Annotated in this window: 24 protein-coding genes; 9 read left to right on the top strand and 15 right to left on the bottom strand. The window is 68.2% G+C overall.

Going from position 1 to position 26,299, the window contains the following annotated elements; all coding sequences use genetic code 11:
- Positions 1-7 precede the first annotated feature (7 nt).
- The 4 genes from CSW60_RS05195 to CSW60_RS23020 all read right to left on the bottom strand — a co-directional run bounded on the left by CSW60_RS05195 (position 8) and on the right by CSW60_RS23020 (position 3,394).
- Positions 8-1,435 (bottom strand): UdgX family uracil-DNA binding protein, encoded by a 1,428-nt coding sequence (locus tag CSW60_RS05195; protein ID WP_099536237.1) that lies wholly within the window; start codon positions 1,433-1,435, stop codon positions 8-10.
- Positions 1,435-2,655, bottom strand: coding sequence for a putative DNA modification/repair radical SAM protein (locus CSW60_RS05190; protein ID WP_369801013.1), 1,221 nt, complete (start codon positions 2,653-2,655; stop codon positions 1,435-1,437). Before CSW60_RS05190 ends, CSW60_RS05195 begins: the two co-directional genes overlap by 1 nt.
- Before the next feature lie 131 nt (positions 2,656-2,786).
- Positions 2,787-3,065 carry an HU family DNA-binding protein gene (locus tag CSW60_RS05185; protein ID WP_099536235.1) on the bottom strand — a complete coding sequence of 93 codons (279 nt, stop codon included), beginning with the start codon at positions 3,063-3,065 and terminating at the stop codon, positions 2,787-2,789.
- A 125-nt stretch (positions 3,066-3,190) separates the two neighbouring features.
- On the bottom strand, positions 3,191-3,394 hold the full coding sequence (locus CSW60_RS23020) for a hypothetical protein (protein WP_143324120.1): 204 nt from the start codon (positions 3,392-3,394) through the stop codon (positions 3,191-3,193).
- Here CSW60_RS23020 and CSW60_RS05180 point away from each other — a divergent pair.
- Together CSW60_RS05180 and ligD are read left to right on the top strand one after the other, a co-directional pair.
- The gene (locus CSW60_RS05180; protein ID WP_099536234.1) at positions 3,393-3,662 is read left to right on the top strand and encodes a hypothetical protein; all 270 of its coding nucleotides are present in this window, start codon (positions 3,393-3,395) and stop codon (positions 3,660-3,662) included. The genes CSW60_RS23020 and CSW60_RS05180 overlap by 2 nt on opposite strands.
- A gap of 11 nt (positions 3,663-3,673) precedes the next feature.
- Positions 3,674-6,319, top strand: coding sequence for a DNA ligase D (ligD, locus tag CSW60_RS05175; protein WP_099536233.1), 2,646 nt, complete (start codon positions 3,674-3,676; stop codon positions 6,317-6,319).
- A 138-nt stretch (positions 6,320-6,457) separates the two neighbouring features.
- On the opposite strand, the gene CSW60_RS05170 is transcribed toward ligD, so the two are convergent.
- The 3 genes from CSW60_RS05170 to CSW60_RS05160 all read right to left on the bottom strand — a co-directional run bounded on the left by CSW60_RS05170 (position 6,458) and on the right by CSW60_RS05160 (position 8,924).
- Positions 6,458-7,315: a Ku protein gene (locus CSW60_RS05170; protein ID WP_099536232.1), complete on the bottom strand. Its 858-nt coding sequence runs from the start codon at positions 7,313-7,315 to the stop codon at positions 6,458-6,460.
- Between the two features lie 53 nt (positions 7,316-7,368).
- Positions 7,369-8,400: a DNA topoisomerase IB gene (locus CSW60_RS05165; RefSeq protein ID WP_099536231.1), complete on the bottom strand. Its 1,032-nt coding sequence runs from the start codon at positions 8,398-8,400 to the stop codon at positions 7,369-7,371.
- 116 nt (positions 8,401-8,516) lie between these two features.
- Positions 8,517-8,924: a helix-turn-helix domain-containing protein gene (locus CSW60_RS05160; protein ID WP_099445490.1), complete on the bottom strand. Its 408-nt coding sequence runs from the start codon at positions 8,922-8,924 to the stop codon at positions 8,517-8,519.
- A gap of 168 nt (positions 8,925-9,092) precedes the next feature.
- Between CSW60_RS05160 and CSW60_RS05155 the strand changes: the two genes are divergently transcribed.
- Together CSW60_RS05155 and CSW60_RS05150 are read left to right on the top strand one after the other, a co-directional pair.
- Positions 9,093-10,100: an FAD-binding oxidoreductase gene (locus CSW60_RS05155; protein ID WP_099536230.1), complete on the top strand. Its 1,008-nt coding sequence runs from the start codon at positions 9,093-9,095 to the stop codon at positions 10,098-10,100.
- Positions 10,101-10,134: 34 nt separating this feature from the next.
- Positions 10,135-11,298 (top strand): acyl-CoA dehydrogenase family protein, encoded by a 1,164-nt coding sequence (locus CSW60_RS05150; protein WP_099536229.1) that lies wholly within the window; start codon positions 10,135-10,137, stop codon positions 11,296-11,298.
- 69 nt (positions 11,299-11,367) lie between these two features.
- On the opposite strand, the gene CSW60_RS05145 is transcribed toward CSW60_RS05150, so the two are convergent.
- Positions 11,368-12,078 (bottom strand): energy transducer TonB, encoded by a 711-nt coding sequence (locus CSW60_RS05145; protein ID WP_099536228.1) that lies wholly within the window; start codon positions 12,076-12,078, stop codon positions 11,368-11,370.
- Positions 12,079-12,270: 192 nt separating this feature from the next.
- On the opposite strand from CSW60_RS05145, the gene CSW60_RS05140 reads away from it, so the two are divergent.
- Positions 12,271-13,149: a transglycosylase SLT domain-containing protein gene (locus CSW60_RS05140; RefSeq protein ID WP_099536227.1), complete on the top strand. Its 879-nt coding sequence runs from the start codon at positions 12,271-12,273 to the stop codon at positions 13,147-13,149.
- On the opposite strand, the gene CSW60_RS05135 is transcribed toward CSW60_RS05140, so the two are convergent.
- The gene (locus tag CSW60_RS05135; RefSeq protein WP_099536226.1) at positions 13,136-14,326 is read right to left on the bottom strand and encodes a CaiB/BaiF CoA-transferase family protein; all 1,191 of its coding nucleotides are present in this window, start codon (positions 14,324-14,326) and stop codon (positions 13,136-13,138) included. The two genes, CSW60_RS05140 and CSW60_RS05135, sit on opposite strands and share 14 nt — an antisense overlap.
- An 81-nt stretch (positions 14,327-14,407) precedes the next feature.
- Positions 14,408-16,198 (bottom strand): ATP-binding protein, encoded by a 1,791-nt coding sequence (locus CSW60_RS05130; RefSeq protein WP_099536225.1) that lies wholly within the window; start codon positions 16,196-16,198, stop codon positions 14,408-14,410.
- Positions 16,199-16,488: 290 nt separating this feature from the next.
- Between CSW60_RS05130 and spbR the strand changes: the two genes are divergently transcribed.
- Both spbR and CSW60_RS05120 read left to right on the top strand, forming a co-directional pair.
- Positions 16,489-17,622 carry a pole-localized protein SpbR gene (gene spbR / locus CSW60_RS05125; RefSeq protein ID WP_099536224.1) on the top strand — a complete coding sequence of 378 codons (1,134 nt, stop codon included), beginning with the start codon at positions 16,489-16,491 and terminating at the stop codon, positions 17,620-17,622.
- A gap of 60 nt (positions 17,623-17,682) precedes the next feature.
- Complete coding sequence (locus tag CSW60_RS05120; protein ID WP_099536223.1) at positions 17,683-18,447, top strand: NUDIX domain-containing protein; 765 nt, start codon at positions 17,683-17,685, stop codon at positions 18,445-18,447.
- Here the strand turns inward: CSW60_RS05120 and CSW60_RS05115 are convergent.
- The 4 genes from CSW60_RS05115 to CSW60_RS05100 are packed head-to-tail and all read right to left on the bottom strand — an operon-like array spanning position 18,444 to position 21,959.
- Positions 18,444-19,079 (bottom strand): ABC-type transport auxiliary lipoprotein family protein, encoded by a 636-nt coding sequence (locus CSW60_RS05115; RefSeq protein ID WP_099536222.1) that lies wholly within the window; start codon positions 19,077-19,079, stop codon positions 18,444-18,446. The genes CSW60_RS05120 and CSW60_RS05115 overlap by 4 nt on opposite strands.
- Complete coding sequence (locus CSW60_RS05110; RefSeq protein ID WP_099536221.1) at positions 19,076-20,014, bottom strand: MlaD family protein; 939 nt, start codon at positions 20,012-20,014, stop codon at positions 19,076-19,078. Before CSW60_RS05110 ends, CSW60_RS05115 begins: the two co-directional genes overlap by 4 nt.
- A complete protein-coding gene (locus CSW60_RS05105; protein ID WP_099536220.1) occupies positions 20,014-20,847 on the bottom strand; it encodes an ABC transporter ATP-binding protein in 834 nt (277 codons plus the stop codon). Before CSW60_RS05105 ends, CSW60_RS05110 begins: the two co-directional genes overlap by 1 nt.
- Positions 20,844-21,959, bottom strand: coding sequence for an ABC transporter permease (locus tag CSW60_RS05100; protein ID WP_099536219.1), 1,116 nt, complete (start codon positions 21,957-21,959; stop codon positions 20,844-20,846). The genes CSW60_RS05105 and CSW60_RS05100 overlap by 4 nt, the downstream gene beginning before the upstream one ends.
- Before the next feature lie 216 nt (positions 21,960-22,175).
- On the opposite strand from CSW60_RS05100, the gene CSW60_RS05095 reads away from it, so the two are divergent.
- Positions 22,176-23,735 carry a globin-coupled sensor protein gene (locus CSW60_RS05095; RefSeq protein WP_099536218.1) on the top strand — a complete coding sequence of 520 codons (1,560 nt, stop codon included), beginning with the start codon at positions 22,176-22,178 and terminating at the stop codon, positions 23,733-23,735.
- A 34-nt stretch (positions 23,736-23,769) separates the two neighbouring features.
- Here the strand turns inward: CSW60_RS05095 and CSW60_RS05090 are convergent, their stop codons facing one another.
- Entirely contained in the window at positions 23,770-24,822 is a 1,053-nt protein-coding gene (locus tag CSW60_RS05090; RefSeq protein ID WP_099536217.1) for a LacI family DNA-binding transcriptional regulator, read from the bottom strand.
- A gap of 219 nt (positions 24,823-25,041) precedes the next feature.
- On the opposite strand from CSW60_RS05090, the gene CSW60_RS05085 reads away from it, so the two are divergent.
- Entirely contained in the window at positions 25,042-26,298 is a 1,257-nt protein-coding gene (locus CSW60_RS05085; RefSeq protein WP_099536216.1) for an MFS transporter, read from the top strand.
- Position 26,299 lies beyond the last annotated feature (1 nt).

Below are 26,299 nucleotides of genomic sequence, written 5' to 3'. Positions count from 1 at the left end.
TTGTTGTTCAAAGCCCCGCCAGTTTCCCCGCCATCCGCAGATCCTCGACGAACTCCGCATAGGCCTTCGCCTTGGCCTCGGCGTCGGGAATGCGCAGCAGGAACGACGGGTGATAGGTCACCACGCCCTGCGCTTGGTCCGGCAGTGGCATCGCCTTGCCGCGATTGGCCCTGATCGGCGTCGGCTTGCCGATCACGCTCAAGGCCGCCGTCGCGCCGAGCATCACGATCACCCGAGGCCGGACGATCCGGCGCTCTGCGTCGAGCCACCAGCGGCACGCGGCGACCTCGCCCCGGTCAGGCGTCTTGTGGATTCGGCGCTTGCCGCGAACCTCGTGCCTGAAGTGCTTCACGGCGTTGGTGACGAAGGCGCGGTCCCGCGGCGCGCCTGCTTCCGCCAGGGCCTTGTCGAACATCTGACCGGCGGGACCGACGAAGGGGCGACCGGCGAGGTCCTCCTGGTCGCCGGGCTGCTCGCCGACGAACATCAGCGGCGCGGGATGCGCGCCTTCGCCAGGAACGCCCTGGGTGGCGTCGCGCCAGAGCGCGCAGCGGCGGCAGACCTGAACGCCGGCTTCGACCTCCTCAAGCGTCGTCGGCGCGCCCTGGCCGAACGACGCGTCCCGGCTATGGCGCAGGGAGGCTTTGAGCACGCGGTCGGAGGGCTGACGGGGCGGGGCGGCGACCATGGCGGCGGCGCGATCCTGGGCTGAGGCGATCAGCTCCGGAATGAGCGCGGCCTCCGGCAGGTTCCGCCAATAGCGCTTGGGCATCTCCTGGCGCATCTGCTTGGGGTTCAGCCGCGCTGGATTGAAGATCGAGGCGTAGTAGGTGCGCCAGAGCTCCTCTTGTGCGTCCTCGGAGGGCGCATCGGCCGGATCAGCGCCTTCGGAGACCATCAGCCGCTGGCCATCCCAGGCCACGCAGGCGTCGGGCGTCAGGATCGTCCAGTCCATGTTGGTGAAGCGGCGGACGAAGAACGGCGCGACCGCCTCGGTGACGCGATGCGCCGGCTCGAACCAGGCTGCGTAGGTCTCGGTCTCCGTCCCCTCGACGAGGCGGAAGCGCACGAAGGCTTTCATCTTGTGCGCCGCGCGACTGACAGCCTTGGCCATGTCGCGCGCCCTGGCCATGTCGGGATCGGCGGGGTTCTCGACCAGGCGCGGCTCGCGCTCCAGCCGCCACAGGATGCGATAGAGCAGGGCGAAACGGTCGGGACCGCGGTGCAGAATGACCTGCTCGGCGAGGTCGAGGAAGGCGGCGGGGACCGTGAAGTTGGAGGGCGCGGCGGGCGGCGGCGATCCCGCCGTATCGAACAGCTCCCGCTCGACAGTCCAAACCACGGCCTCTGGGGCCACGCCCTCGGCGCGCAACGCCCGCGCCGCCGAGCGCCATCCGGCAAAGTCGATCTCCGAGGCCAATCGTATGACCCGCATCAGAACAGGCTCAGCTGCTGGGGTTGGACCAGCGCGGCCTTAAGGCTGTCGCGATCGGTCAGCGCGCCCGGCGTCCAGTCGGCGGTGACCACGAAGGCTCTGGCGCGCTTCAGGACCGCCCCCACGCGCTTGAGGTCGTCGAGGGTCAGGCGGGCCGCCTTCCGGGCCGCCAGGACGCGTTCCACGGCCTTGGCGCCCAGGCCCGGCACGCGCAGCAGCGTCTCGCGGTCCGCGGTCTGAATGTCGACCGGGAACTTGGCGCGGTTCTTCAAGGCCCAGGCGGTCTTAGGATCGACCGAAAGGTCAAGGTCTTCGCCCTCCTCGATGATCTCCGGCCGCTCGAAGCCATAGAAGCGCATCAGCCAGTCGGCCTGGTAGAGGCGATGCTCGCGCAGCAGGGGCGGGCGGGCCAGCGGCAGGCGATGGCTGGCGTCTGGGATCGGGCTGAAGGCCGAGTAGTAGACGCGGCTCAGCCTATAGGCGCCGTAGAGGTTGGCGCTGCGGGCCAGGATGTCGCCGTCCTTGGCCTCGTCGGCGCCGACGATCAGCTGCGTAGACTGGCTGCGCGCGAAGGTTCGCCGGCCGGCCTTGCGCGCGGGCTCGGCCTTGTCCTCGATCGCCAGGCGCATGCGGCCCATGGCCCGCTTGATGTCGGTGACGTCCTTCTCGGGCGCGAGCGCCTTGAGACTGTCGTCACGGGGCAGTTCGATATTGATCGATACTCGGTCGGCATAGAGTCCCGCCTCGGCCGCCAGCTCTGGCGAGGCCTCGGGGATCAGCTTCAGGTGGATGTAGCCGCGGAAGTCGTGGTCCAGCCGCAGCGACTTCGCCACCCGGACCATCTCTTCCATCGTGTAGTCGCCGGTGCGGATGACGCCCGAAGACAGGAACAGGCCCTCGATGTAGTTGCGCTTGTAGAAGTTCAGGGTGAGGTCGACGACCTCCTTCACCGAGAACCGCGCCCGGGACGTGTTCGACGACACGCGGTTGATGCAGTAGGCGCAGTCGTAGATGCAGAAGTTTGTCAGCAGGATTTTCAGCAGGCTGATGCAGCGCCCGTCCGGCGCATAGGCGTGGCAGATGCCCATGCCCTCGGTCGAGCCGACGCCCTGGCCGCCTAGCGAGTTGCGTTTCTGGGCCCCGGACGAGGCGCAGGAGGCGTCGTACTTGGCGGCGTCGGAGAGGATGGCGAGCTTGCGCCGAAGATCGAGAACGGCCATGCGCGGCACGTTATCGTTCTTGTTTTGTTCTGAAAAGTCTTCACGCGCAACGCTGGCATGAGGCTAGACGTCGCGCGTGAAGGGAAGCGTCGAGGAGCGGACACTGGATAGTGTCCGCCCCCTGAACCGAATTAGCCGTTGACGGCGTCCTTCAGTTGCTTGGCCGGCGTGAAGGCGACCTTCTTGCTGGCGGCGATTTCGATCGTCGCGCCCGTGGCCGGGTTGCGGCCGGTGCGGGCCGGCTTGGCCTGGACCTTGAACTTGCCGAAGCCCGGGATCGAGACTTCTTCGCCCTTCACGGCGGCGTCGGAGATCGACTTGAAGACGCCGTCGATGATGGCCTTGGCTTGCGTCTTGGTCAGCTTGTCGTCGGCGGCCACAGCGGCGTCGACCAGATCGGAAACGTTCATCTTCTTAAGCTCATTCCTGTGAATCAGGGAATTTCGAGCCTGACGAGCCCAATCGCGTTTGTCACCCGTTAGGGAAGGTTAAAAAGCCGATTTATGGGGGCAAAACGCCCGTGGGTCTGGGTTTTTTACGGAATCGTCGCCTTCGGAACCGTCGGATCGGGGGCATAAGCGTTAATTTTGGTTCCAAAAGTGGACTTAAGGCTCGCTCGCGCCATGGGTGATTCTGCGAACGAATCGCGCTGCCGGGCCGTATGGCGGATGTGAATCGATAAGACCGGAACGCCGAGCGCCGCCATCCATTCCTCCTGCGAGCACAGGAGAGCAGCCATGACCGATGTCGACAACGGGTGGGACGACCAAGACGGCGCCGAGGCGATGGACGATGACGTGATCGGTCGCGACGGCGAGTTTCGCACCTTCGAAGAACTGCCGGACGTGCTGGATGTCACCCGGGCCGAGGGAGACGCCGCCGACGACGACGCTCTGATCGCCGAGGAGCTCGACGACGAGGAGATCGTCGAACTCGAGCAGGACGATGATGCCGGCGACGGCCGCGACGTCGATGACGTCCGCCCCGAAGTCTTCGACGGCGAATAGGCGGCGCGGCGATGGCGGCGCGCAAGCTGGCGGCCTACGAGGCCAAGCGCGACTTCGAGAAGACGACCGAGCCCTCGGGCAAGATCGCTGTCGCCGCGTCCGAGCGCGCGCGCTTCGTCATCCAGAAACACGACGCCACGCGCCTGCACTACGATCTACGTCTCGAACACGAGGGCGTGTTCCTGTCGTGGGCCGTGACCAAGGGCCCTTCGCTTGATCCGCACGATCGGCGCCTGGCGGTGCATGTCGAGGATCACCCGCTGGCCTATGGCGACTTCGAGGGCACGATTCCCAAGGGCCAGTACGGCGGCGGCACGGTGATGCTGTGGGACCGCGGTTGGTGGGCGCCCGAGCCGGGCTTTGACCTGGCCAAAGGCCTCAAGAAGGGCGAGATCAAGCTGGTCTTCGCCGGCGAGCGGATGAAGGGCGGCTACGTCCTCGTGCGGATCAACAACGATCGGCGCGGGGACGGCAAGCGCGAGAACTGGCTGCTGATCAAGCATCGCGACGAGTTCGCGGTCGAGGGCGACACGGCCTTTCTGGACGAAACGGCCTTCTCGATCGCGTCAGGGCGGACGATGGAGGACATCGCGGCGGGCAGGGGAAAGGCTCCGACGCCGTTCATGACGCAGAAAACCACCGCCTCAGACGCGGTCTGGCATAGCAAGGGCTCGCCGGAGGCCAGCGCCGAGAAAGACTCCGAAGACACCGTCGTTCCGAAGGGGCGGCGGGCCGAGCCCTCCGCCAAGACGAGTCCATCGCGAAAAGTCGCCAGGAACGCGGCCATGCCGGACTTCCTGCCGCCGCAGCTGTGCAAGCTGGTCGACCGTCCCCCCACCGGCGGCGACTGGGCGCACGAGATCAAGTTCGACGGCTATCGGATGCAGATGCGCATCGAGGGTGGCAAGGCGGTCTTGCGCACCCGCGCGGGCCTGGACTGGAGCGCCAAGTTTCCGAGGCTCATCAAGGATGGTTCAAAGCTGCCGGACGCGCTGATCGACGGCGAGGTCGTGGCTCTGGACGCGGACGGCTCGCCCTCGTTCGCGGGGCTGCAGGCGGCTCTGGCCGAGGAGAAGACCGACGATCTGATCTTCTTTGTCTTCGACCTGTTGTACGCGGATGGCGAGGACCTGACCGACCTTCCCCTGAGCGAGCGCAAGGCGCGATTGAAGGCGTTGATCCCGGACGACAACGACCGCATCCGCTATGTCGAGCACTTCAAGAGCGGCGGCGAGGCCGTGCTGCAATCTGCGTGTAGGATGTCGTTGGAGGGCGTGGTCTCCAAGAAGCTCGACGCGCCGTACCGTTCCGGCAAGCCGGGGACCTGGACCAAGGCCAAGTGCCGGGCTGGCCACGAGGTGGTGATCGGCGGCTGGACGACCACCGGCGACGCCTTTCGGTCGCTGATCGTCGGGGTCTATCGCGACGGCGATCTGGCGCACGTCGGTCGCGTCGGGACCGGCTTTGGCCGCGACAAGGTCGCTCGCCTGCTGCCGAAGCTGAAGGCGGCCGAACGCAAGACCTCGCCGTTCGGCGGCAAGGGCGCGCCGCGCGGCGGGGCGAATATCCACTGGGTGGACCCCGTGCTGGTGGCGGAGATAGAGTTCGCCGGCTTCACGGGAGACGGCTCGGTGCGCCAGGCGTCGTTCAAGGGTCTGCGCGAGGACAAGCCGGCCCAGGCGGTCGAGGCCGAGGCGCCGGCGCCCGCCGAAGAGGTCGAGCTGGCCGAGCCCAAGGCGGCCACGCCGAAGCGGACCGGCGGCAAGGCCTCCGTGCGCGGCGTCGCCATCTCCAATCCCGACAAGCCGATGTGGCCCGACGCGGGCGACGGCGCGCCGGGCACCAAGCTTCAACTGGCCGAATATTTCGAAGCCGTCGGCGACTGGATGCTGGAGCACATCAAGGGCCGTCCTTGCTCGGTGATCCGCATGCCCGACGGCATCGACGGCGAAAAGTTCTTCCAGCGCCACTCGGGCAAGGGCGTCTCGTCATTGATCGACGAGGTGGTCGTCAGCGGGGATCGCAAGCCCTACCTCGTCTTCAATACGGTGGAGAGCCTTGTGGCCGCCGCCCAGTGGGGCGCGACCGAGCTGCATCCCTGGAACTGTCGGCCCGGCGAGCAGGACGTCCCGGGGCGTCTGGTCTTCGACCTCGACCCCGCGCCCGACGTTTCGTTTGACGTGGTCGTCGAGGGCGCGCGGGAGATCCGCGATCGACTGGAGGCCCTGGGCCTGGCGCCGTTCTGCAAGACGACCGGCGGCAAGGGCCTGCACGTGGTCACGCCCTTGAAGCCCACGAAGGTCGACTGGGATACCGCCAAGGCCTTCGCCCGCGAGGTCTGCGCCCAGATGGCCGCCGATAGTCCCGACCAGTACCTGCTGAACATGGCCAAGAAGGAGCGGGGCGGGAAGATCTTCCTCGACTACCTGCGCAACGACCGCATGAGCACGGCGGTCGCGCCGCTGTCGCCGCGCGGCCGGCCTGGCGCGCCGGTCTCTTGGCCGGTGGCCTGGACGCAGGTGAGGAAGGGCCTCGATCCCAAGCGATTCAATATCCGCACCGCGCCGGGGCTGCTGAAGGGCCTCGACGCCTGGGACGCCTATGCCGAGAGCGAGCGGGATCTTGAGGCGGCGATCCGAAAACTGGGGAAGGCGTAACGGGCGACACCAAATAGTGTCATCCCGGAAGCCTCGCAGAGGCTATCCGGGACCCAGGCGCGGCGCGCACTGCGCTTCGTCACCCCTGGGGCCCGGCTCTAAGCTACGCTTCGGCCGGGATGACACGGTGGGTTGGCCTTAGCCCGCCTTTTTCCGCGCCGGCGTCTTTGACGCCGTCTTGGCAGGAGCCTTCTTCGCCGTCGCCTTGCCCGTCGGCGCCTTGCCCAGGCTGGCGCGCAGGGCCTCCATCAGGTCGACCACGTTGGTGTCCTGGGGTTCCTCAGGCGCGGTGACCTTGCGGCCCTTACCCTTCTGCTTTTCCTTGATCAGCGCCCGCAGGGCGTCCTCGTAGCGGTCGTTGAACTGTTCGGGATCGAAAGGGCCTTCCTTCTGCTCGATGATCTTCTGGGCGATCTGGATCATTGCCGCGTCGGGCTTCTTGTCGGGGATGGCGTCGAAATAGCTGGCGGCGTCCCGGACCTCGTGGCGGCTGCGCAGGCTCCAGGCGACCATGCCGGCGTCGCGCGGCTCGATGGCCAGCAGGCGTTCGCGCTGATGCATGACGACGCGGCCGAGCGCGACTTGACCTTCCTTGGTCATGGCCTCCCGGATCACGCCATAGGCCTCGGCCGCCAGCTTGCCGTCGGGGACCAGGAAGTACGGGTTGTCCCAGTAAAGGCGGTCGATCTGGGCGGCGGGCACGAAACGCTCGATATCGATCGTGCGGGTGCTTTCCAGGCGCACGCTGTCGATCTCGTCCTGGGTGATGACGACGTACTCGCCCTTCTCGTACTCGTAGCCCTTGACGATGTCCGAGCGCTCGATGGGGCCCAGGTCCGGATCGGTCGGGATCATCCGGATCCGGTTGTGCGTCTTCTTGTGCAGCATGTTGAAGCGCACGTCGCCGCGCGCGTCGGTGGCGGTGTACATCGCGACGGGGCAGGTCACGAGCGACAGGCGCAGGTGGCCCTGCCAGGTGGGACGACCATCGGCCATGGGCGGTTCTCCGTTAGCGCCGACTCAACGAACCCTGACCGCAGGCCGTTCCCTTAGTCGGCTTGATACGAGGCCTTGGCGGCATCCAGGAAGCGGATCACGGCTAGCTCGAACGCTCGCTCGGACCGTCCAGGCTTCAGCGGCAAGACGCCCTGCTGATAGGCCTCCAGGACCAGCGGGTGGATGTAGGATCCCCGGCAGACGGCGGCGGTGTTGCCCAGCAGACCGGCGACGGCCTTCACGCAGGCGTTGACATTGCGCTTGGCTTCGGTGGCGCTGGCGGCCTTGGGAACCAGGCACAGGCCTCGCGCGGCGGCCAGGGTGCCTGCCCAGGTGCGAAAGTCCTTGGCCGAGAAGTTCTCGCCGATGGCCGCGCGGATATAGGCGTTGACGTCGGCGCTCTCGATCGAGCGCCGCTGACCATCCTCGTCGATGTACTGGAAGAGGCGTTGACCCGGCACGTCCTGGCAGGCCTTGACGATGCGGGCCAGACGACGGTCGCGGAAGCCGGTCTTGTGAACCTTGCCGCTCTTGCCGCGGAATTCGAAGACACCCCCGACGCTGGACAGCTTGGCGTGGCGGTCGCGCAGGGTCGTCAGGCCGAAGCTCTTGTTGACCTGGGCGTATTCCTCGTTGCCGACCCGGATGAGGGTCAGCTCCATCAGCCGGATGACGGCGGCGATGACCTTCTCGCGGGGGAGGCCGCGCCGCGCCATGTCCGCCTCGACCCGCGCGCGCAGGCGGGGCAAGGCGCGGCCAAAGGCGATCATGCGGCTGAACTTCAGCCCGTCGCGGTCGCGTCGCCAGGCGTCGTGATAGCGGTACTGCTTGCGACCCTTCTGGTCGCGGCCGGTGGCCTGGATATGGCCGCGCGCCGAGGGGCAGATCCAGACCTCGGTCCAGGCCGGCGGGATCGCCAGGGATCTGATGCGGTCCAGGGTTTCGGCGTCCTTGACCGCGCGGCCATCTGGGGCGCGATAGGCGAAGCCGTCGCCAGCGGCCACGCGGCGGATGCCGGGATCGTCGTCATTGACGTAGGAGAGGCCGGTGGAAACCGGCGGAAGCTCGATCGTGTCGCGTGGCATGCCGCCAGCCCTCGTCGCGGGTCCGTTGGCGGATCAACGGGGCGCGAGAGCGGCGGGTTCCGATGTGCGGGCTGGAGGTCGCCTAGGGGTGGAGGTCGCCTAGGGGTGGAGGTCGCCTAGGGGGCTTCGTCGTCGACCATGGCGCGGACCAGGTCCACGACCCGGCGGCGCAGGCGACGGTCGGCCAGGCGCGGGAACAGGCCGGCCAGTTCCAGGCCCTCCGGGGTCGAGACGAACTCGGTCATGCGCTGGGCGAAGCCGTCGTCCATGCCGCCATCGGTGTCTTCCAGGCCTTCGTAGAAATAGGACACGGGCGCCTGCAGCAGCTTGGCCGCGTCATAGAGCTTGCTGGCGCTGATGCGATTGGCGCCGCGCTCGTACTTCTGGATCTGCTGGAAAGTGATCCCGAGTGCATCGGCGACCTGAGTCTGGCTGAGGCCCATCATCTTTCGACGAATTCTCAGCCGCGCGCCCACGTACAGGTCGACGGGGTGGGCTTGTTCGGCCGCGGGTCGATCGTTCATACGCCTCAAATCCCTCAACGCCGCGACGCGGCTTAAACGCGAGTGTTAAGGATATAGCCCGAGCTTTACAGAGTCGTCACGTCCGTGCGTACACGATAACGGGTCTATTGAGCCATTATGGCCTCGCCCGGGCTTGACGTTGACGTCACGGGGAGGTGTTTCCCCCCAATGCATTCTGAGAACGACGCAGAGATCGCGGTGGCCGGAGCCGGCGCCTTCGGCTTGGCGGTGGCGTTACGTCTGGCGCGGGCCGGACGGTCGGTCACGATCATCGATCCCGCGCCGCCCGGCGACAACGCATCTGGCGTGGCGGCCGGCATGTTGGCCCCGGTCAGCGAGGCGCTGTTCGATCCTATCTCACGCGATCACCTGGCGCTGATGCGGCGCGCGCGCGACCTGTGGCCGGACTTCGCTCAGAACTTGCGGATTCCCCTCTCACGCGCCGGGGTGAGATTCGAAGGCTCCGACGCCTGGCGCGCCGAAGTCGCCAAACGGCTTGAGCAACTGGGCGTCGCGCCGGCCCAAACCCTCGACGAGGATTGGCGGCTGGAAGCTCGGACGGCGCTGGCGATGCTGCGCGCGGCGGCGCAGGAGGCCGGGGTGGCGTTCAAGACGGGCGCCGTGGCGGCCTTCGAGCCTGGCGCGTTGACCTTGGTCGATGGTCGGGTCGAGACCTTCGACTTATTGGTGTTGGCGACAGGTCCGGGCGTCCGCGACGGCCGCATTGCCCCCGAGACCTCGGCCCTGGCGCCGATCAAGGGGCAACTCCTCCGAACGCCCGCCTTGGACGACGAGGCCCTGGTTGTGCGCGGGGAGGGCGTCTATCTGGCGCCGGGCGAGGCCTTGGCCATAGGCGCGACCATGGAGGCGGGGCGCGACGATCTCGCGCCGGATGCGTCCGCGACCCAGGCGCTGCGCCGAGCCGCCCTGGCCCTGCGTCCGTCATTGGATCTCGAGGGCGCGACGGTGGAGGTCGGCGTTCGAGCCACTACGCCCGACGGTTTGCCCCTCGTCGGTTGGAGCCGGACGCCTGGGATCATGCTGGCCGTCGGCGCCCGACGTAACGGATGGCTGTTCGCGCCGCTTGTGGCGGATATGGTGGCGGCTTATCTGACGGGCGATAACCCAGGCCCCGAGGCCGCCGCCTTCGATCCGCGGCGCTTCGAGAAGGCCTAGAGGGATGACGCAAAGCGCAGGGGAGTAGGGCCGGATGTCCGGATTCTGGTTGACCGAAGAGCAGGAAGCCATCCGCGAAGGCGTCGCCAAGGTGTGCGCCGCCTTTGACGACGAATATTGGCGCCGCACCGACGAGACCGGAAACTTTCCCGAGGAATTCGTCGCCGCCATCGCCGAAGGCGGCTGGCTGGGCGTGGCCATGCCGGAAAGCGTCGGCGGCGCGGGCCTGGGCCTGACCGAGGCGGCGATCATGATGCAGACCGTGGCCCAGTCGGGCGCGGGCTTCTCGGGCGCCTCGGCCATCCACCTCAACATCTTCGGTCCGATGCCGCTGGTGAAGTTCGGATCGGACGAGCAGCGCGAGCGCCTGCTGCCCAAGATCATCTCCGGCGAAGACAAGATGTGCTTCGCGGTCACGGAACCGAACTCGGGCCTGGACACCTCCAGCCTGGAGACGCGGGCCGAGAAGGTGGACGGCGGCTATCGCCTGAACGGCCGGAAGATCTGGACCACCGGCGCCCAGCGCGCCAACAAGATCCTGATCATCGCCCGCACCACGCCCAAGGACCAGTGCGCAAAGCCGACCCAGGGCCTGTCGCTGTTCTACACCGACCGTGAGAAGATCGAGGCCAAGCCGATCCCAAAGATGGGGCGTAAGGCCGTCGAGTGTAACATGCTCTTCATCGAGGACCTGTTCGTCCCGGCGCAGGATCTGGTCGGCGAGGAGGGCAAGGGCTTCCAGTACCTGCTGCACGGCCTCAATCCCGAGCGCGTGCTGTTCGCCGCCGAGGCCATCGGCCTGGGTCGCGCGGCGCTGGCCAAGGCTTCGACCTACGCCAAGGAGCGGGTGGTGTTCGGCCGGCCGATCGGCCAGAACCAGGGCGTCGCGCACCCGCTAGCCAAGTCTTGGGCCGAGCTGGAAGCCGCCAACCTCCTCGCGTTCAAAGCCGCCGCCCTCTACGACGCCGGCCAGGAGTGCGGGGCCGAGGCGAACGCCGCCAAGTACCTGGGGGCGGAAGCCGGCTTCCATGCCTGTGAGGCGTCGGTGCTGGCGCACGGTGGCATGGGCTACGCCAAGGAGTACGACGTCGAGCGCTACTTCCGCGAGGCGATGATCGCCCGCATCGCGCCGATCAGCCGCGAGATGATCCTGAACTACATCGCCGAGCGCGTGCTGGGTCTGCCCAAGAGCTATTGAGCCAACAAAGATGGCCGGGTCGCTGGAAGGCGCGACCCGGCCGCCGTTTCAACGCCAGAGGAGGGCGGGTCAGCCCGCGTTGAACCGGATCGGGATGCTGATGCTGGCGCCGTCGACCGGCTCGCCGTTCTCCATCTGCGGTCTCATCCTGAAGAAGCGCGAGATCTTCAGGGCGGCGGCGCCGAAGCCCTGGCTGGCGGGCGTCTCGGCGATCACCGAGCAGTCGCGCACCGTTCCATTCACCGCCACCGTGCAGCTCAGCGTCGCCGAGCCCGAGACGCCCAGCTGTTGGGCCCGTTCGGGATAGTACCGCGCCATCTCCTCGCCGGACGGTATTCGCAGCCAGTTGGCGCGAGTGATCACCTTGGGCGGTGGGGCGGGCGGCATCGCGGGACCGGCCGGCGCGGTCGGCAGGGCCACCGGACCCGGTGTTGGCGGCGTGTCGACCTCCACGGGCTTCAACGGTAGCGGATCGGGCGTCGGCAGCGGCGTCAGGACCGGCGTGTGCAGCCGAATCTGATTCTGCCTCGGCGTGGTCGGCTGTTGCGGCGGCGGGGGAGGCGGGGGCTTGGGCGTGTAGACCTGCTCGATCACGAACGGATTTTCAGGCTCCGCTGTAGGCAGTGGCTGGTTCCACTTCTGATAGGCCAGGTAGCCGATCAGCATCAGGTGCGCGGCGGCCGAAACCCCGAGGCCCACGATCAGCACGGGCGATAGCTTGCGCTGCGTCTCGTCCAGGCCCGGAATGCCGGAGCCATTGGGATTCAGGGCCAGAGCCATATCGATCTCCCTAGCGGAAATTACATTCGTAGGATCAGATCAGCATGGGCGCGCAATCCTGTAAATTGACAATCGTAATCCCTTGCCGATTTTTCTTACAATCGTAAGATCGCCTGCGGCATCTCGTCCCCGGACGCGCGGCATGGAACGTGGTTAATTCCGAATTAACCATGATCGCCGACTCCTGAGGCCATGCCCGCCGTAGGTTCCATTCGCAGCGTCGTCGAGTCGGCGATCCAGCGCGCCTCCAGCGCGACGGGAGTCGATTTTTCGTTCCTGATGGGCGCGGCCAAGCGCGAGAGCGGCTTCAATCCGGCCGCCAGGGCGCGGACGTCGTCGGCCTCGGGCCTGTTCCAGTTCGTCGACCAGACGTGGCTTGCCACGCTGAAGAAGCATGGCTCCAAATACGGTTACGCCCGCTATGCCGACCTGATCACCCAGGGATCCGACGGTCGCTATCGGGTCGATGGCGACGAGGCGCGCAAGGCGGTGCTGGGACTGAAGATGGATCCTCACGCCGCCTCGCTGATGGCTGGCGAGCTGACCTCGGATCACGCCTCGTATCTGCGCGGCCGGGTGGGGCGCTCGCCCACCGCCGGCGAACTCTACGCCGCCCACTTTCTAGGGCCGCAGGGCTCGGCCAAGCTGATCCAGGCGGCGAACGCCTCGCCCGGCGCCAACGCCGCGGCGATGTTCCCCGAGGCCGCCCAGGCCAACCGCTCGATCTTCTATCGTGACGGCCGTCCGACCACCGTCGGCGAGCTCTATGCCAACCTGACCAAGACCGGCGGCGCGGCTCAGGTCCCTGATCCAGCCCCCTCCCGCGCGGCCGACGAAGACCAGGGCTTCATGCAGTACGCCAGCGGCCGGCGCCTTGAGCGCATCCGCCAGCAGGAGGCGGTTATGGACCTGATCCTGCGAGGCTCGCAGGATGTCGGCGATCCCTTCGGCGGGGCGGGCTCTTCCGGCTCTTCCAGCATGGGCGCGGGCCAGCGCCTGGCTAGCTCGATGTTCTCGGCCGAGATGCTGCGCGTGCTGGCCGACGCCAACGACAAGATCAAGCAGCGCTGACCGCCGTCAGCGCCGCGACCCTTTCCTCGTCCCAGCCCAGTTCCCGGAACACCGCCGCCGTGTCCGCGCCCAGCGCCGGCGCGGGACCCCGTGGCCCATCCGCCGCGCCGGGGAAGCGGGCCGGTGCGGCTGGAGCTCTGAAGGTCCCGCCGCGTCCGTCCGGCGTCTGGACGAAGCAGCCCGCCGCCTCGGCCTGGGCGTCTTCGGCCAGTTCGCGGGGTGTCTGGTAGGGCGCCCAGGTGATGTCGCCCGCGTCGAGCGCTTCGGCCGCCTTGGCGTAGGTCATGGCCCCGAAGGCGGCGTCCAGGATGTCGACCAGCGCCTCGCCGTGCTCGCGCCGGGCCTTGGCCGAGGAGAAACGCGGGTCTTCAACCAGCTCGGGGTGACCGGCGGCCGCCGCGATGCGCGGCCAGTCGACGGAGCCCTGACGGGGCAGCAGGCAGATCCAGCGCCCATCGGCGGTCTTGTAGAAGTTGGCCAGCGGCTGAACGGCCTCGCGCCGGCCCCGCGTCGAGGCCAGTTTCCCCAAGCGCAGCTGGATCGCCATGTCCGAGCCGATCGCATAGACGCCCGTGCGGAGAAGCGAGGTCTCGACCAGGCGGCCGACGCCGGTGTGTTGGCGCTCGTACACCGCCGCGAGGATCGCCGACACAGTCGCCAGCGAGGTAACGTGGTCGCCCATGCCGGTGCGGATCGGAAAGGGCTCCGAGCCCTTTGGCGCGGTGATCGATCCGACGCCCGCGCGCGACCAGAAGGCGGCGACGTCCATGCCCGGCTTGTCAGCGTCGGGCCCGGTCAAGCCATAGCCGGTCAGGCTGGCGTAGATCAGGCGCGGATTGACGGCCTTCAGCGCTTCGTAGTCCAGCCCGGCGCGGGCCAGGGCGGCGGGGCGGACATTGGTCAGGAAGATGTCGGCGGTGGCGGCCAGCGCCTTCAGAGCCTCGCGGCCCAGGTCGCTGCGGATGTCCAGCACCACGGCGCGTTTACCCCGGTTGTCGAGTTCGAAGACGGGGTTGGCGTCCTGGTCCGAGCCAATGGTGTCGAAGAAGCGTCGCATCGGATCGCCCTCCGGCGACTCGACCTTGATCACGTCCGCGCCCCAGTCGGCCATGATCCCGGCCGCGCCAGGCGCGGCGATATAGGTCGCCAGCTCGACGACCCGCAGACCTTCCAGCATCGCGTCCTCCCTTTTTCTGTTCTTTCCAGAACCATGGGGGAGGGCGAAGGAGGGCGAAAGGCTTACCTTACGGCAGAAGGATCAGGCCGCGGCGGTGCGGACGGCGTCGGGGCGCTCGAGCGCCGCCGCGTCGGCGACGGCCCGCGCCACGCCGGCCACGCTGACCGGCTTGCGCAGCACGATGTCGGCGCCGGCGTCGAGGCTCTCGCGGGCCTCGTCGGCGTCGCCGTCGATCATGGCGATGATCGGCGCGCGCCGGTTGGGGCCGTCGTTCTCGCGCAGGGCCTTGGCGGCCGAGGGGCCGTCCATCACCGGCATGCGACCGTCCAGCATCAAAAGGTCGAACTCGGCGATCCGGGCCAGGTCCAAGGCGCGTCGGCCGTTCTGGGCGTGGACGACCTGGTGGCCCAGCTGCTCAAGAATGGCGCGCAGCATGGCGGCGTTCAGGGCGTCGTCCTCGGCGATCAGCACGCGCATCGCGCGGGGCGCGCCCAGAGGATCGGCGGGCGACGAGGCTTCGTGAGGTCCGCGCTCGGCCAGGGGATCGAACGGGAGGCGCAGGGTGAAGCAACTGCCGACGCCCATGGCGCTGCTGGCGTCCAGAGCGCCGCCCATCAGCCGGGACAGCTGGCGCGACAGAGACAGGCCCAGGCCCGCGCCGTTGACGCCCGCCCCGGTGCGCTCCACGCGACGGAACGGCTCGAAGGCCAGTTCCAGTTCCTCTGGCGTCAGGCCAGGGCCCGTGTCGGCGACTTCCACCGCCACGTGATCGTCGCGAAGCTCAAGGCGAACCTCGATCCGGCCGCGCACGGTGTACTTCACCGCGTTGCCGAGCAGGTTGGACATGATCTGGCGCGTGCGTAGCGGGTCGGCGACCGTCGCGCCGCGCTCGCGGCTCAGCAGCAGCGGGTCGATATGAACCGAGAGCTCCAGGCCCTTGGCGCCGGCGTGCGGCTTCTCCAGCAGCACGAGATCCTGGATGAGGCGGACGGGATCGAACGGCTGGGTTTCGACGCTGAGGCGGCCGGATTCGGCTGTCTCGGAGTCGAGCGTGGCGTTCAGCACCGCGATCAGGTCCTGGGCGGCGTCCAGCGCGGCGTTCAGCTGTTCGCGCGAGGGCGCGGCGCGCCCGCCGCGGCCGGCGGCGGCGGCCAGGACGTGGGTGACCCCGGTCAGGCCGTTGCGGATTTCGTGGCTCAGCGTGGCGACGATGTCGGACTTGGAACGCGCCGTGCGTTCGGCGGTCTCGAGCACGCGCAGGCGTTCGTCGACCAGCCGCTCGTGCTCGACCGCAAGACCGTGTTGCCGACGCAGGGCGCGGTTGTGGATCATGGCCAGCGCCAGGGCCAGCGCCGTGGCGCCCCAGGTCAGCTCCAAGCCCGAACGAGGGGCGGGCCCCATGAACTGGGCGATCAGCGGGCCGGCGGCCGCCAGAGGCGTGACGATCAGGAGGGCGGGCAGGTAGGGCGCCGAAAAGAACGCGCACAGCACCGCTCCGGCCGTCGCCAGCATCAGCAGGGTCTCGCGCGCCGGACCAGCGCCAGCCGCGAAGGCCGAGATCTGCGCGACCGCCATGGCCCACAGCGCCCCGCAGGCCACGTGAATGCGGGCGCGGCGTCCCAGGTCCCGCGACCGGTCGTCGCGCAGCCAGTTCACCGCCAGATAGAAGGCGCCCCAGTTGATCGCGAAGATCGCGAAGCTGGCCGTCATCCAGATGCTGTTGGTCGCGAACGAGGCCACCCAGACGAACAGCGGCAAGCTGACGGCGAAGACGCCCAGCGCGTAAGGCAGCAGGGCAGCCTGGGCGTCGAGAGCCTTGGCCAACTGCGCGCTTCCCGCGGAATCTTCGGTCTGGCGGCGCTCGGCGAGCAAAGGCGCGCTCCTCGTGATGGGCCGGGCACCTTAGGCGGGTGTCCTTTGCTCGGCGTTACGTCACATCGTTAATCGCTGGAGCGCGTAGGTTTGAGTGTGAGCGGTTGAACCGCTCGAACGCGCTCCATTTGCAAAAGATTGAGCCCGCGCAAGCGCGGGGGCTCTGGCCTCGCGGCGCAAACAATCGTTAAGCCTAACAACTGATGATCGTGACTCGCGAAACGCTCCCGGGGCGGCTCGCTGATAGGCACGACAGGCTTCGACACAACCCCCGGTCCGGACGGACGCCCTTGGCCACGACGCGCGCAGCACTGACCGAATCCGACATCCGGATGCTCGTGAAGGGCGCGACCGCCGATGAGCGGGCGCTGGCCGCTCACAAACTGTGCCGCAAGATCGACCGCGCCGAACTCAGCGAAGAAGACCGCCAGGTCGCCCACGACATCCTGCGGGTGATGGCCGCCGACGCCGCCGAGCTGGTGCGTCGGGCCATGGCGGTGACGCTGAAGAGCTCGAAAATCCTGCCGCACGACGTCGCCATGCGGCTGGCCCGCGACATCGAGCTGGTCAGCTTGCCGATCATCGCCTTCTCGCCGGTCTTCACCGACGCGGATCTGGCCGAGATCATCCGCGTTGGCGGGCCCGCGCGCCAACTGGCGGTGGCCAAGCGTCCAAAGCTCTCCAGCCGGATAACGGCTCAGCTGGTGGAGGAGGCCGGGGAGGAGGCTGTCGCCGCCGCCTGCGCCAACGACAACGCCCGCTTCTCCGAGGTCTCGCTGAAGAAGGCGCTGTCTCGCTTCGCCAGGTCCGAGCAGGTGCTGCAGGCCGTCGCCTATCGCGCGACCCTTCCAATGGCCGTGGCCGAGCGCTTGATCGACATGGTCGGCGACCAGCTGCGCGACCACATCCTGACGCACCATGCCCTGTCGGCCGAGCTGACGCTGGAGCTGATCGTCGACGCCAAGGAGCGGGCGACGGTCGACCTGGTGGATCAGGCCGGGCGGACCGCCGATCCGAAGGCGTTCGTGGCGCACCTCAACAGCGTCGGTCGCCTCTCGCCATCGCTGCTGTTGCGGGCCCTGGCGCACGGCCACATGGCCTTCTTCGAGTGGGGCGTGGCCGAGCTGGCGGGCGTCCCCCACCACCGCGCTTGGCTGATGATCCACGACGCCGGCTCGCTGGGCCTGAAGGCCATCTGCGAGCGGGCGGGCCTGCCTGAGCGTCTCTACTCGGCCTTCCGAGCCGGGGTGGACGCGTTCCACAGCCTGGAGTTCGATGGCGGGGATCACGATCGCGAGCGGTTCCAGGAGCACATGATCCAGCGCTTCCTGACCTCTAGCCACACGGCCTCGCGCGACGACACCGACTATCTGCTTGAGCGCATGGATCGCAGCGCCGAACGGCGGCGATCCGCCTCAGCCTGAGTCGAACGGTCGTTCGAATCTAGGCTGGCGGCGGCGCTTCAGCGGCGCCAGACTATCGGCATGTCCGACTCTTCGCAGGGCGCAATCCGCCCGGCCGCGACCATACTGCTGCTTCGAGACGCTCCGGATTTCGAAGTGCTGATGGTCAAGCGCCACCACCAGATAGACTTCGCCGCCGGCGCCTTGGTCTTTCCCGGCGGCAAGAGCCACGCGGGCGACAGCGACCCTCGCTGGCGCGATCACGCACTGGGATTTGACGCGGTGGAGGCCGACGACGCGGCCTTGCGGATCGCCGCCTTGCGGGAGGCCTACGAGGAGGCCGGGGTCCTGCTGGCGCGCGACCGCGACGGCGCGGTCTATGCGGGCGAAGCGGCCAAGGACGTTCGCGCCGCGGTGGCCGAGGATCAGGTTCCCTTCCTGGACGTGGTGGCGGACCTGGGCCTGCGCCTGGATCTCTCCGCCCTGACGGTCTTCGCGCGCTGGATCACGCCGAAGCTGATGCCCAAGCGGTTCGACACCTGGTTCTATGTCGCCCACGCGCCCGCGGCGCAGCAGGCGATCTGTGACGGCCACGAGGCCGTCGACGCCGAGTGGATCGCGCCTGGAAAGGCTCTTGAATTGGCCGCGTCGGGGGCGCGCAAGGTGATTTTCCCCACGCGCATGAACCTTCAACTGCTGGCCGAGAGCGCCGATCCCGCGGACGCCGTCAGGCGTGCGGCGGCGCGCGAACTCGTCACGGTCGAGCCGTGGGTGGACGGGGAGGTTCTCCGCATCCCGGCCGAGGCGGGCTACGGCGCGGTGACCGAGCCCTTGGCCGCGCTTTAGCCCGCGATCCCCGGTCCGGCCGCATTGGCCCAGGCGACGATCTCGCCCAGCACCTGGGCGACGGCCTTGTCATAGGCCGGCACGATCGCCGAGACGCGATTATCCGCCGCCTTCACGCGCGCCTCGAAGACCTGATCGCCGACAAGCGCGCGGTCGGTGTTGCGGTTCAGGACGCCGCGCACGCGCACCACGACTTCGGGCGCGGCCTTGGGGCCGTTGACGTAGTCGGCCTCGAAGGTCCGCACCTCCAGCCGCAGAACGAGGTCGACCTTGGCCACCTCGCCGCGGCCGATCAGGCGGGCGCGGCCGGGATCGTTCTCGAACGCGCGAGCCACCGCCTCCTCGAACAGCACCGAGGCCGCCGAGACCCAACGCGCGTCGGCGATATAGGCCACCTGACCTTGGCTGCTGGTCAGGATCCGGTCGCTGGCGGCGGCGCGGGTGAAGACCGTCGGCGCCTTCAGCACGCCGAACATCGCCCCAGGCGGTCCCTTGGGCGCGCTGACCTCGGCCTCGCCAAAGCGATAGAGACCCACCGGCTTGGTCTTGGGGAAGACGCTGATGCAGGCCGAGAGGCCCATGGCGAGCGCCGCGACCGCCGTGAGGCGGGCGAAGTTGCGGATGCGGCTCATGGTTTGACCTCCACTTCCTTGGCAGGCGCCTTGCTGAGCGCGCCGCGAGGGTTCTGCTCGACCTCGCCGACCAGACGGTCCAAGGACTCGGCGGCCGATTGCAGGGTGACGATAGCCGCCGACAGCTGAGGCAGGCCGGTGTTGGCGAAGTCGCTGGTCGGGCCTTCCAGCTTGCTGACCATGCCGCGGGCGTCCTTGGCGGCGGCGCGCAGCTCGGCGGCGGCGTCGCCCAGCTCCTTCAGCGTGCGCTTGGCGTCGCCGTTGACGACCCCGTCGGCGCTATTGGCCAGCTGGGTGATCGACTGGGCCGTCTGGTCGATGCTCTGCAGCGCCTTCTGGGCGTCGGCGATGACCTCCTTGCGCTCGCGCAGCTCGGCCGTGACGGCCTGGACGTCGCTGAGCGTGGCGCTGAAGGTCTTGATGTTCTTGTCGGAGAGCACGCGGTTGACGCGGTCCAGCGCCTCGATCGTGCGGGTCAGCACCGTGCCGCCGCCTTCCAGCAGGTCGGAGAGGGTGCTGCGCTGGCTGCGCAGGACGGGCACGCGGCCGCCCTTCACCGTATCCTTCAGCAACTCCTTGTTCGGCGAGCCGGCGGTGATCTGGATGTAGTTCACGCCCGTGATGCCCTGCGGCTCCAGCGTGGCGTAGCTGTCGACCTTGATCGGCACGTCCGAGGTGACGCGGATGCGCGCGATCACCCGGTTGGGGTCGCTCTTGTCCAGCTCGATGCGCGTGACCTCGCCGACCTTGATGCCGTTGAAGTGGACTTCCCCGCCTTGCGAGAGACCGCGGACGGGACCGACGAACAGCACGTCATACAGGTCGTAGTCGCGATTGAAGCTGATCTTGGCCAGCCAGACGGCGAAGACGATCAGCCCCATGAAAAGGGCCAGCGTGATCGCGCCGACCACCGCGTAGTTGGCGTTTCTTTCCATCAGTCGATCCTCGCCTCGGCCTGGGACATGGCGGACGCGGCGGCGCGTCCTCGCGGACCCAGGAAGTATTTCTTGATCCAGGGATGATCCGAACGCTCGAGCTCATGAACCGGCGCCACGGCGACGACCTTCTTGTCGGCCAGAACCGCCACGCGATCGGTGATGGCGTAGAGGGTGTCCAGATCGTGGGTGATCATGAACACCGTCAGATCCAGGCTTTCCGAAAGGTCGTTGATCAATTCGTCGAAGGCCCCGGCGCTGATCGGGTCAAGCCCGGCGGTGGGCTCGTCCAGGAACAATAGCTCGGGATCCATCGCCAGGGCGCGGGCCAGGCCCGCGCGCTTGCGCATGCCGCCCGAGAGCTCGGCTGGCTTCAGCAGGGCGGCGTGGGCGGGAAGGCCGACCATGGCGATCTTCAGGTCGGCGATCTCGTCGATCTCGCGACGGGGCAGGCGGGTGTGCTCGTGCAGCGGCGCGGCCACGTTCTCGCGCACGGTCAGGTTCGAGAACAGGGCGCCCTGTTGGAACAGGACCCCCCAGCGGCGCTCGATCGACGACCAGCGGCGGCGCGAAGCCGTGCGCATGTCGCCGCCGAACAGCCGCACATGGCCGCCGTCGGGCGCCTTGAGGCCGATGATGGTGTTTAGCAGCACCGACTTGCCGGTGCCTGAACCGCCGACCACGCCCAGCACCTCGCCGCGCTCGACCTTCAGGTCCAGGCCGTCGTGGACGACATGTTCGCCAAAACGGGAGACGAGGCCGCGGACCTCGATCGGATACTTTTCGCTGTCGGCCGTTTCGACGGCGGGCTCTTCGATCTCGGGCGCGCTCATATGTCCAGCTCCATGTAGAGCAGGGCGAACACCGCATCGATCAGGATGATGGCGAAGATGGCGTGCACCACCGAAGCGGTGACGCGTCGACCCAGCGCCTCGACATCCTGACCGACCTCCATGCCCTGTCGGCAGCCGATGGCGGCGATCACCGCGGCCATGACCGGCGCCTTGGACATGCCGATCCAGAAGTGGGTGGCGCCGACATAGTCGACGATCCGCTGCAGGAAGAAGGTCGGCGACAGGTCCAGCACGATCCAGACGACCAGCATGCCGCCGGCGAGACCCGCGAGGGTGGCCACGAAGGTCAGGATCGGGATGGTCAGCAGCAGGGCGGCGAACCTGGGCAGCACCAGCGCTTCGTACGGATCGACCCCCATGACCTGCATGGCGTCGATCTCCTGGTTCATCTTCATCGAGCCGATCTCGGCCGCGAAGCTGGACGCCGAGCGGCCCGCCAGCAGGATCGCGGTGATCAGGATGTTGAACTCGCGCATCACCGAGATGCCGATCAGCTCCACCGAATAGACCTGGGCGCCGAAGTCGGTGAGCATGTTGGCGCCCAGCAGGGCCACCACCGCCCCGATGAAGAAGGTCGTGGTCGCCACGATCGGCATGGCGTCGAGACCGGCGCGCTCGCACAGGGCGACGATCGGCGTCCACCGGATGCGGCTCGGCCTGACCAGGCTGCGCCCCAGAGCGGTGAGCAGGTGGCCCAAGAAGGCCATGGTGCTGTAGGCGTCGTGGAAGAGGCCGAAGACGCCGCGTCCGATCCGTTCGAGCAGGGCTTTGAAGCCCCCGGGCGGCACGGCGGGCTCGGTCTGGACCTTGATGGCGGCCGAGACTAGCTCCAGCAGTCGGAGAATCCCGTGGCGCGCCTTGACGCCCTCGGGGTTAAAATCCTCGCCGGCCGCACGCAGGATCGCATAGGCGCCGGCCGTGTCGCAGCGGTTGACGCCCATCAGGTCGAAGGCGGGCCGGTCCGCGCCCTCCAGGGCTTTAGCCAGGCGTATGCCGGCGTCGAACAGGCCGCGTGCGGTCCAGTCCCCTGACAGCACCGCCGTCGCGCGGCCATCCTGTTCGGCCAAGGTGAAGTCCGCAGGAAGCGCCATGAGGTCCTTGAGGGTGAGCTCTCGCTATATCCAAGCCCGGCCATGGACCTGACAAGTCCAAAACGCGTCAAAGCGCAGCTTGTTTCGACGCGAGGTGACGTTGAGGCGTCAGCCTCGTGAAAAGTGGGTGATGTTCAGGCTGTTGATTTAACTTCGGTTAAGACATTGGGGTCACCAACGGGCCAACAGAACAGTGTTTAGTTAGGAGTTGGCGGCATGGGCTCGGACGCGAAATTGGACCAGCGGATGGCCTTCATGCGGTTCGACGAGCGCGCTTGCTCGGCGCTGCGGGCGATCCAGCCGTTGATCGACGCCGAGATCAACGCCGCCCTCGGGCAGTTCTACGATCAGGTCCGCGCCTTCCCCGAGACCCGCGGCAAGTTCCGCGACGAGGCCCATATCGCCGCCGCCGAGCGCGCCCAGGCGACGCACTGGCGTCGCATCGCCCGAGCGGACTACGGCGACAGCTATGTCAACGACGTGGAGCGGATCGGCCGCGCCCACGTCCGCGTCGAGCTCGAGCCGCGCTGGTACATCGGCGGCTACGCCGTGGTCGCCGAGGAATTGATCCGCTCGGTGATCTCCAAGCGGGCCAAGGGGCTGCTCAACGCCGGCAAGTCCGACCAGGCGCTGGCCGACGGCCTGTCGGCCATGGTCAAGGCGATCTTCCTGGACATGGATCTGGCCATCTCGAGCTACATCGCCTTCATGGACGAGCAGCGCCGGACGCTGGAGGTCGAGCGCGAGGCTGGCCAGCGTCGCCAGGCCGAAGCGGTCAAGGCCTTGGGCGTGGCGCTGGCCCGCCTGGCGGAGGGCGATCTGTCGACGCGCGTCGATGGGGACCTCTCGCCGGAGTTCCAGAGCCTTAAAGCCGACTTCGAGAAGGCGGTGGGCGCGCTGGACGCGGCCATGCACGCGGTCGAGCGCTCCGCGGGCGGCATCCTCTCGGGCGCCGAGCAGATCGCCCGCAGCGCCGAGGACCTGTCCCAACGCACCGAGCAGCAGGCCGCGACCCTTGAGCAGACCGCCGCAGCGGTCGAGGAGCTGACCACCGCCGTCGGCAAGACGGCTCAGAACGCCCAAGAAGTGACGTTGCGCGTCGAGGAGGCTAGCGCCGAGGCCAAGCGATCGGGGGACGTGGTCAGCCGCGCCGCCGAGGCCATGACCAAGATCGAGGCCCAGTCGCAGCAGGTGAACCAGATCCTGGGCGTGATCGACGAGATCGCCTTCCAGACCAACCTCCTGGCCCTGAACGCGGGTGTCGAGGCGGCGCGAGCGGGTGACGCCGGCAAGGGCTTCGCGGTCGTCGCGCAAGAGGTTCGGGCCTTGGCTCAGCGCTCGGCCGAGGCCGCCAAGGAGATCAAGTCGCTGATCACCGAGTCGAGCCGCCAGGTGGGCGAGGGCGTCGAGCTCGTGGGCCGGACCGGCGGAGCGCTGCGCGGCATTGTCGAGAAGGTCGGCGGCATCGGCGAGATGATCACGGCGATCGCGGCGTCCACCAGCGAGCAGGCCTCGGCTCTGGGTCAGGTCAATGCGGCCGTGAACCAGCTGGATCAGGTCACCCAGCGCAATGCGGCCATGGTGGCTCAATCCACCCAGGCCACACAGGCCCTCAGGGGCGAGGCGTCCGACCTGTCGGAGCATGTGGGGGCCTTCCGCCTGGCCGGCGAGCCAGCCCGGCCGCGCGGCGAGGTCGCCGTCGGGGACGCGTTCGCCGACAACGCGGTCCACACCGCTCAGGCGCGCGTGGCGGCCTTCGCCCGACCGGGGCGCTGAGCGGGTTCCAGCCCAGGCTCGCCCCTAAAGCCCTTTAACGCGGGGGCGGCGCTGTCGAGGCGCGGTGGATTAGCTCGAACGGAAGCAGAATGTCTTCCGGGCGCTCCGCGGTCTCGTTCGTCTTGGCCTGGGCGATCAGCAGTTTCGCGGCGACCGACGACATCTCCGCCACAGGCTGGCGCACGGTCGTCAGCTGAGGGCGGCTGAAGCGGGCGCTGGGGCTGTCGTCGAAGCCGGCCACCGACACGTCGCCCGGCGTCATCAATCCGGCCTCGGCGATGGCGGCGACGCAACCGAGCGCCATGTCGTCGTTGCTGGCGAAGATCGCGGTTGGCCGATCAGGCAGGGCCAGCAGCGCCTTGGCCTCGTCCATGCCGGACTGGAAGGTGAAGTCGCCCTGGCGCACCAAGCCCTCCGAGACCGGCAGGCCATGGGCCTTCATCGCCGCCAGGTAGCCTTCGCGCCGCGCCTGGCTGGCGCCGTAGCGCGGCTCGCCGACGATGAAACCAATCCGCTTGTGGCCTAGGCCGATCAGATGCTCGGTCATCTCGCGGGCGGCGGCGACGTCGTCCATGTGCACGCGAGGGCCCAGCCCCTCGGCGCGTTCGGGGCCGACGCGCACATAGGGCGTGCCGGCCTTGTCGAGCAGTTCCAGCACCACCGCGTTGTCTGACGACGGCGGGGTCAGGATCACGCCGTCGGGCTTCAACGCGGCCAGCAGGGCCGCGACCTCCTGTCGGACCTGCGGGCCTTCATGGTCGATCAGTTCGATCAGCAGGTGATAGCCGGCCGCCCGGCATTCCAGCGTCGCGCCCAGCTGGATGCGGCTCAGATAGTCCGCGCCGCGCTCGCTGCGCCAGTGATCGATGGTCAGGGCGGCGTCGACGAAGACGGCGATCACGAACGAGCGGGAGCCGGCCAGACTGCGTGCCGAAAGGTTTGGGCTGTAGCCCAGCTCGCCGGCGGCCTGCAGCACGCGGTCGCGCATGGCGGGCCGGACGTTCGGCTCCTTGTTCATCACCCGCGAGACGGTCTTGATCGAGACGCCCGCCCGCGCGGCGACGTCGTAGATCGTCACCGAAGCCATACTTCGCCTCGCCCCCTCGAGAGACTCACGCCAATCCGCCCACCGTAGTGCCTGGGTATGCCGGATGGAAACCACTGGACGACAGCATAGCGGCTCTTGTGCGGCAAGGCCGCCCCCGCCACTGTGCGGCCAGACGCGGCGCAGACCGCGCGGACCTGTCCGGGTCCGGTTCAAGAATCTGAGCGGCCGAAGCCGATCGGTCGCTCGGGGGGAGATGATATGCGGCCAGAGGATCGGGCCCGGCCCAAGGAGCCGGTGCGCGCGGGTTTTATCGCGGCCTACACCCTGGCGCAGATCGGGGCGTTCGTGTCGTTCCAGCCCTTGCTGCAGGTGCTGTTGCCGCTGAAGGCCGAGGCGATCGATCCGGCGGGCAAGGCGGTGGTCTTGAGCCAGGTCGCCTTCTACGGCGCGATCGTCGCCAGCATCGCCAACCTGCTGGCGGGCGCGATCAGCGACCGGACCACCTCGCGCTTCGGGCGGCGACGGCCCTGGATCGTGGTCGGCGCCATTGGCGCTTCCCTGGCCTATCTGGCGATCATGCGCGCCACGACCCCGATGGCCCTGGTCGGCGGCATGATCCTGTTCCAGCTGACCTTCAACCTCTGTTTCTCGGCGCTGGTGGCGGTGATGCCCGATCGCGTTCCCGACGGCCAGAAGGGCCTGGTCGCGGCGTTCCAGAGCCTGGGCAACCCGTTGGGGACCGCGGCTGGCGCGATCTTGATCGGCGGCTTCCTGGTCGTGGAGGGCCAGCGCTATGCGGCGATTTCGGCGGCGCTGCTGATCGGGCTCCTGCCGCTTGTGGTCAGCCTGCGCGACCCGCCGCAGCCCAAGAGCAGCGTGCCGCCCTTTCGCCTCGGCGCCTTTCTCTCCGGCCTCTGGGTGAATCCGCGCGAGCATCCGGACTTCGCCTTTGCGTGGGCCGGGCGGTTCATGGTGCTGGTCGCCCTGTGCCTGACCCAGAACTACATGCTCTATTTCCTGCAGGACGTGCTGGACTACCCGAGGCTGTTCCCCGGCCATCGCGCGGAGGAGGGGCTGGCGATCCTGACGACGGTGTCCACCGTCTCCAACGTCGCCTTCGCCATGCTGGGCGGGGTGCTGTCCGACCGGCTGCGACGGCGCAAGCTGTTCGCCTTCGGCGCCGCGCTGACGATCGCCGGGACCATGGCGGTCTTCTCGATGTCGCCGAGCTGGCCGCTGCTGCTGGCGACCTATCTTGTGCTGGGTTGCGGCGCGGGATGCTTCTACGCCGTCGACATCGCCCTGGTGACCCAGGTGCTGCCTTCGCAACGCGACGCGGGCAAGGACCTGGGCGTCATCAACCTGGCCAACACCTTGCCCCAGGCGCTGGCGCCGGGCCTGGCCGTGTGGGCGCTGGGGCCCACCCAGATGAACTATCAGGTCTTCTTTCTGACGGCGGCGGCGCTGGCCCTGGCTGGCGGTCTGGCGATCCTGCCGATACGAGGGGTGCGTTAAC

This window comes from Caulobacter sp. X (assembly GCF_002742635.1).
GTDB lineage: Bacteria > Pseudomonadota > Alphaproteobacteria > Caulobacterales > Caulobacteraceae > Caulobacter.
Note: the sequence above shows the minus strand (reverse complement) of the source record. Positions and strands in the feature narration are given on the sequence as shown.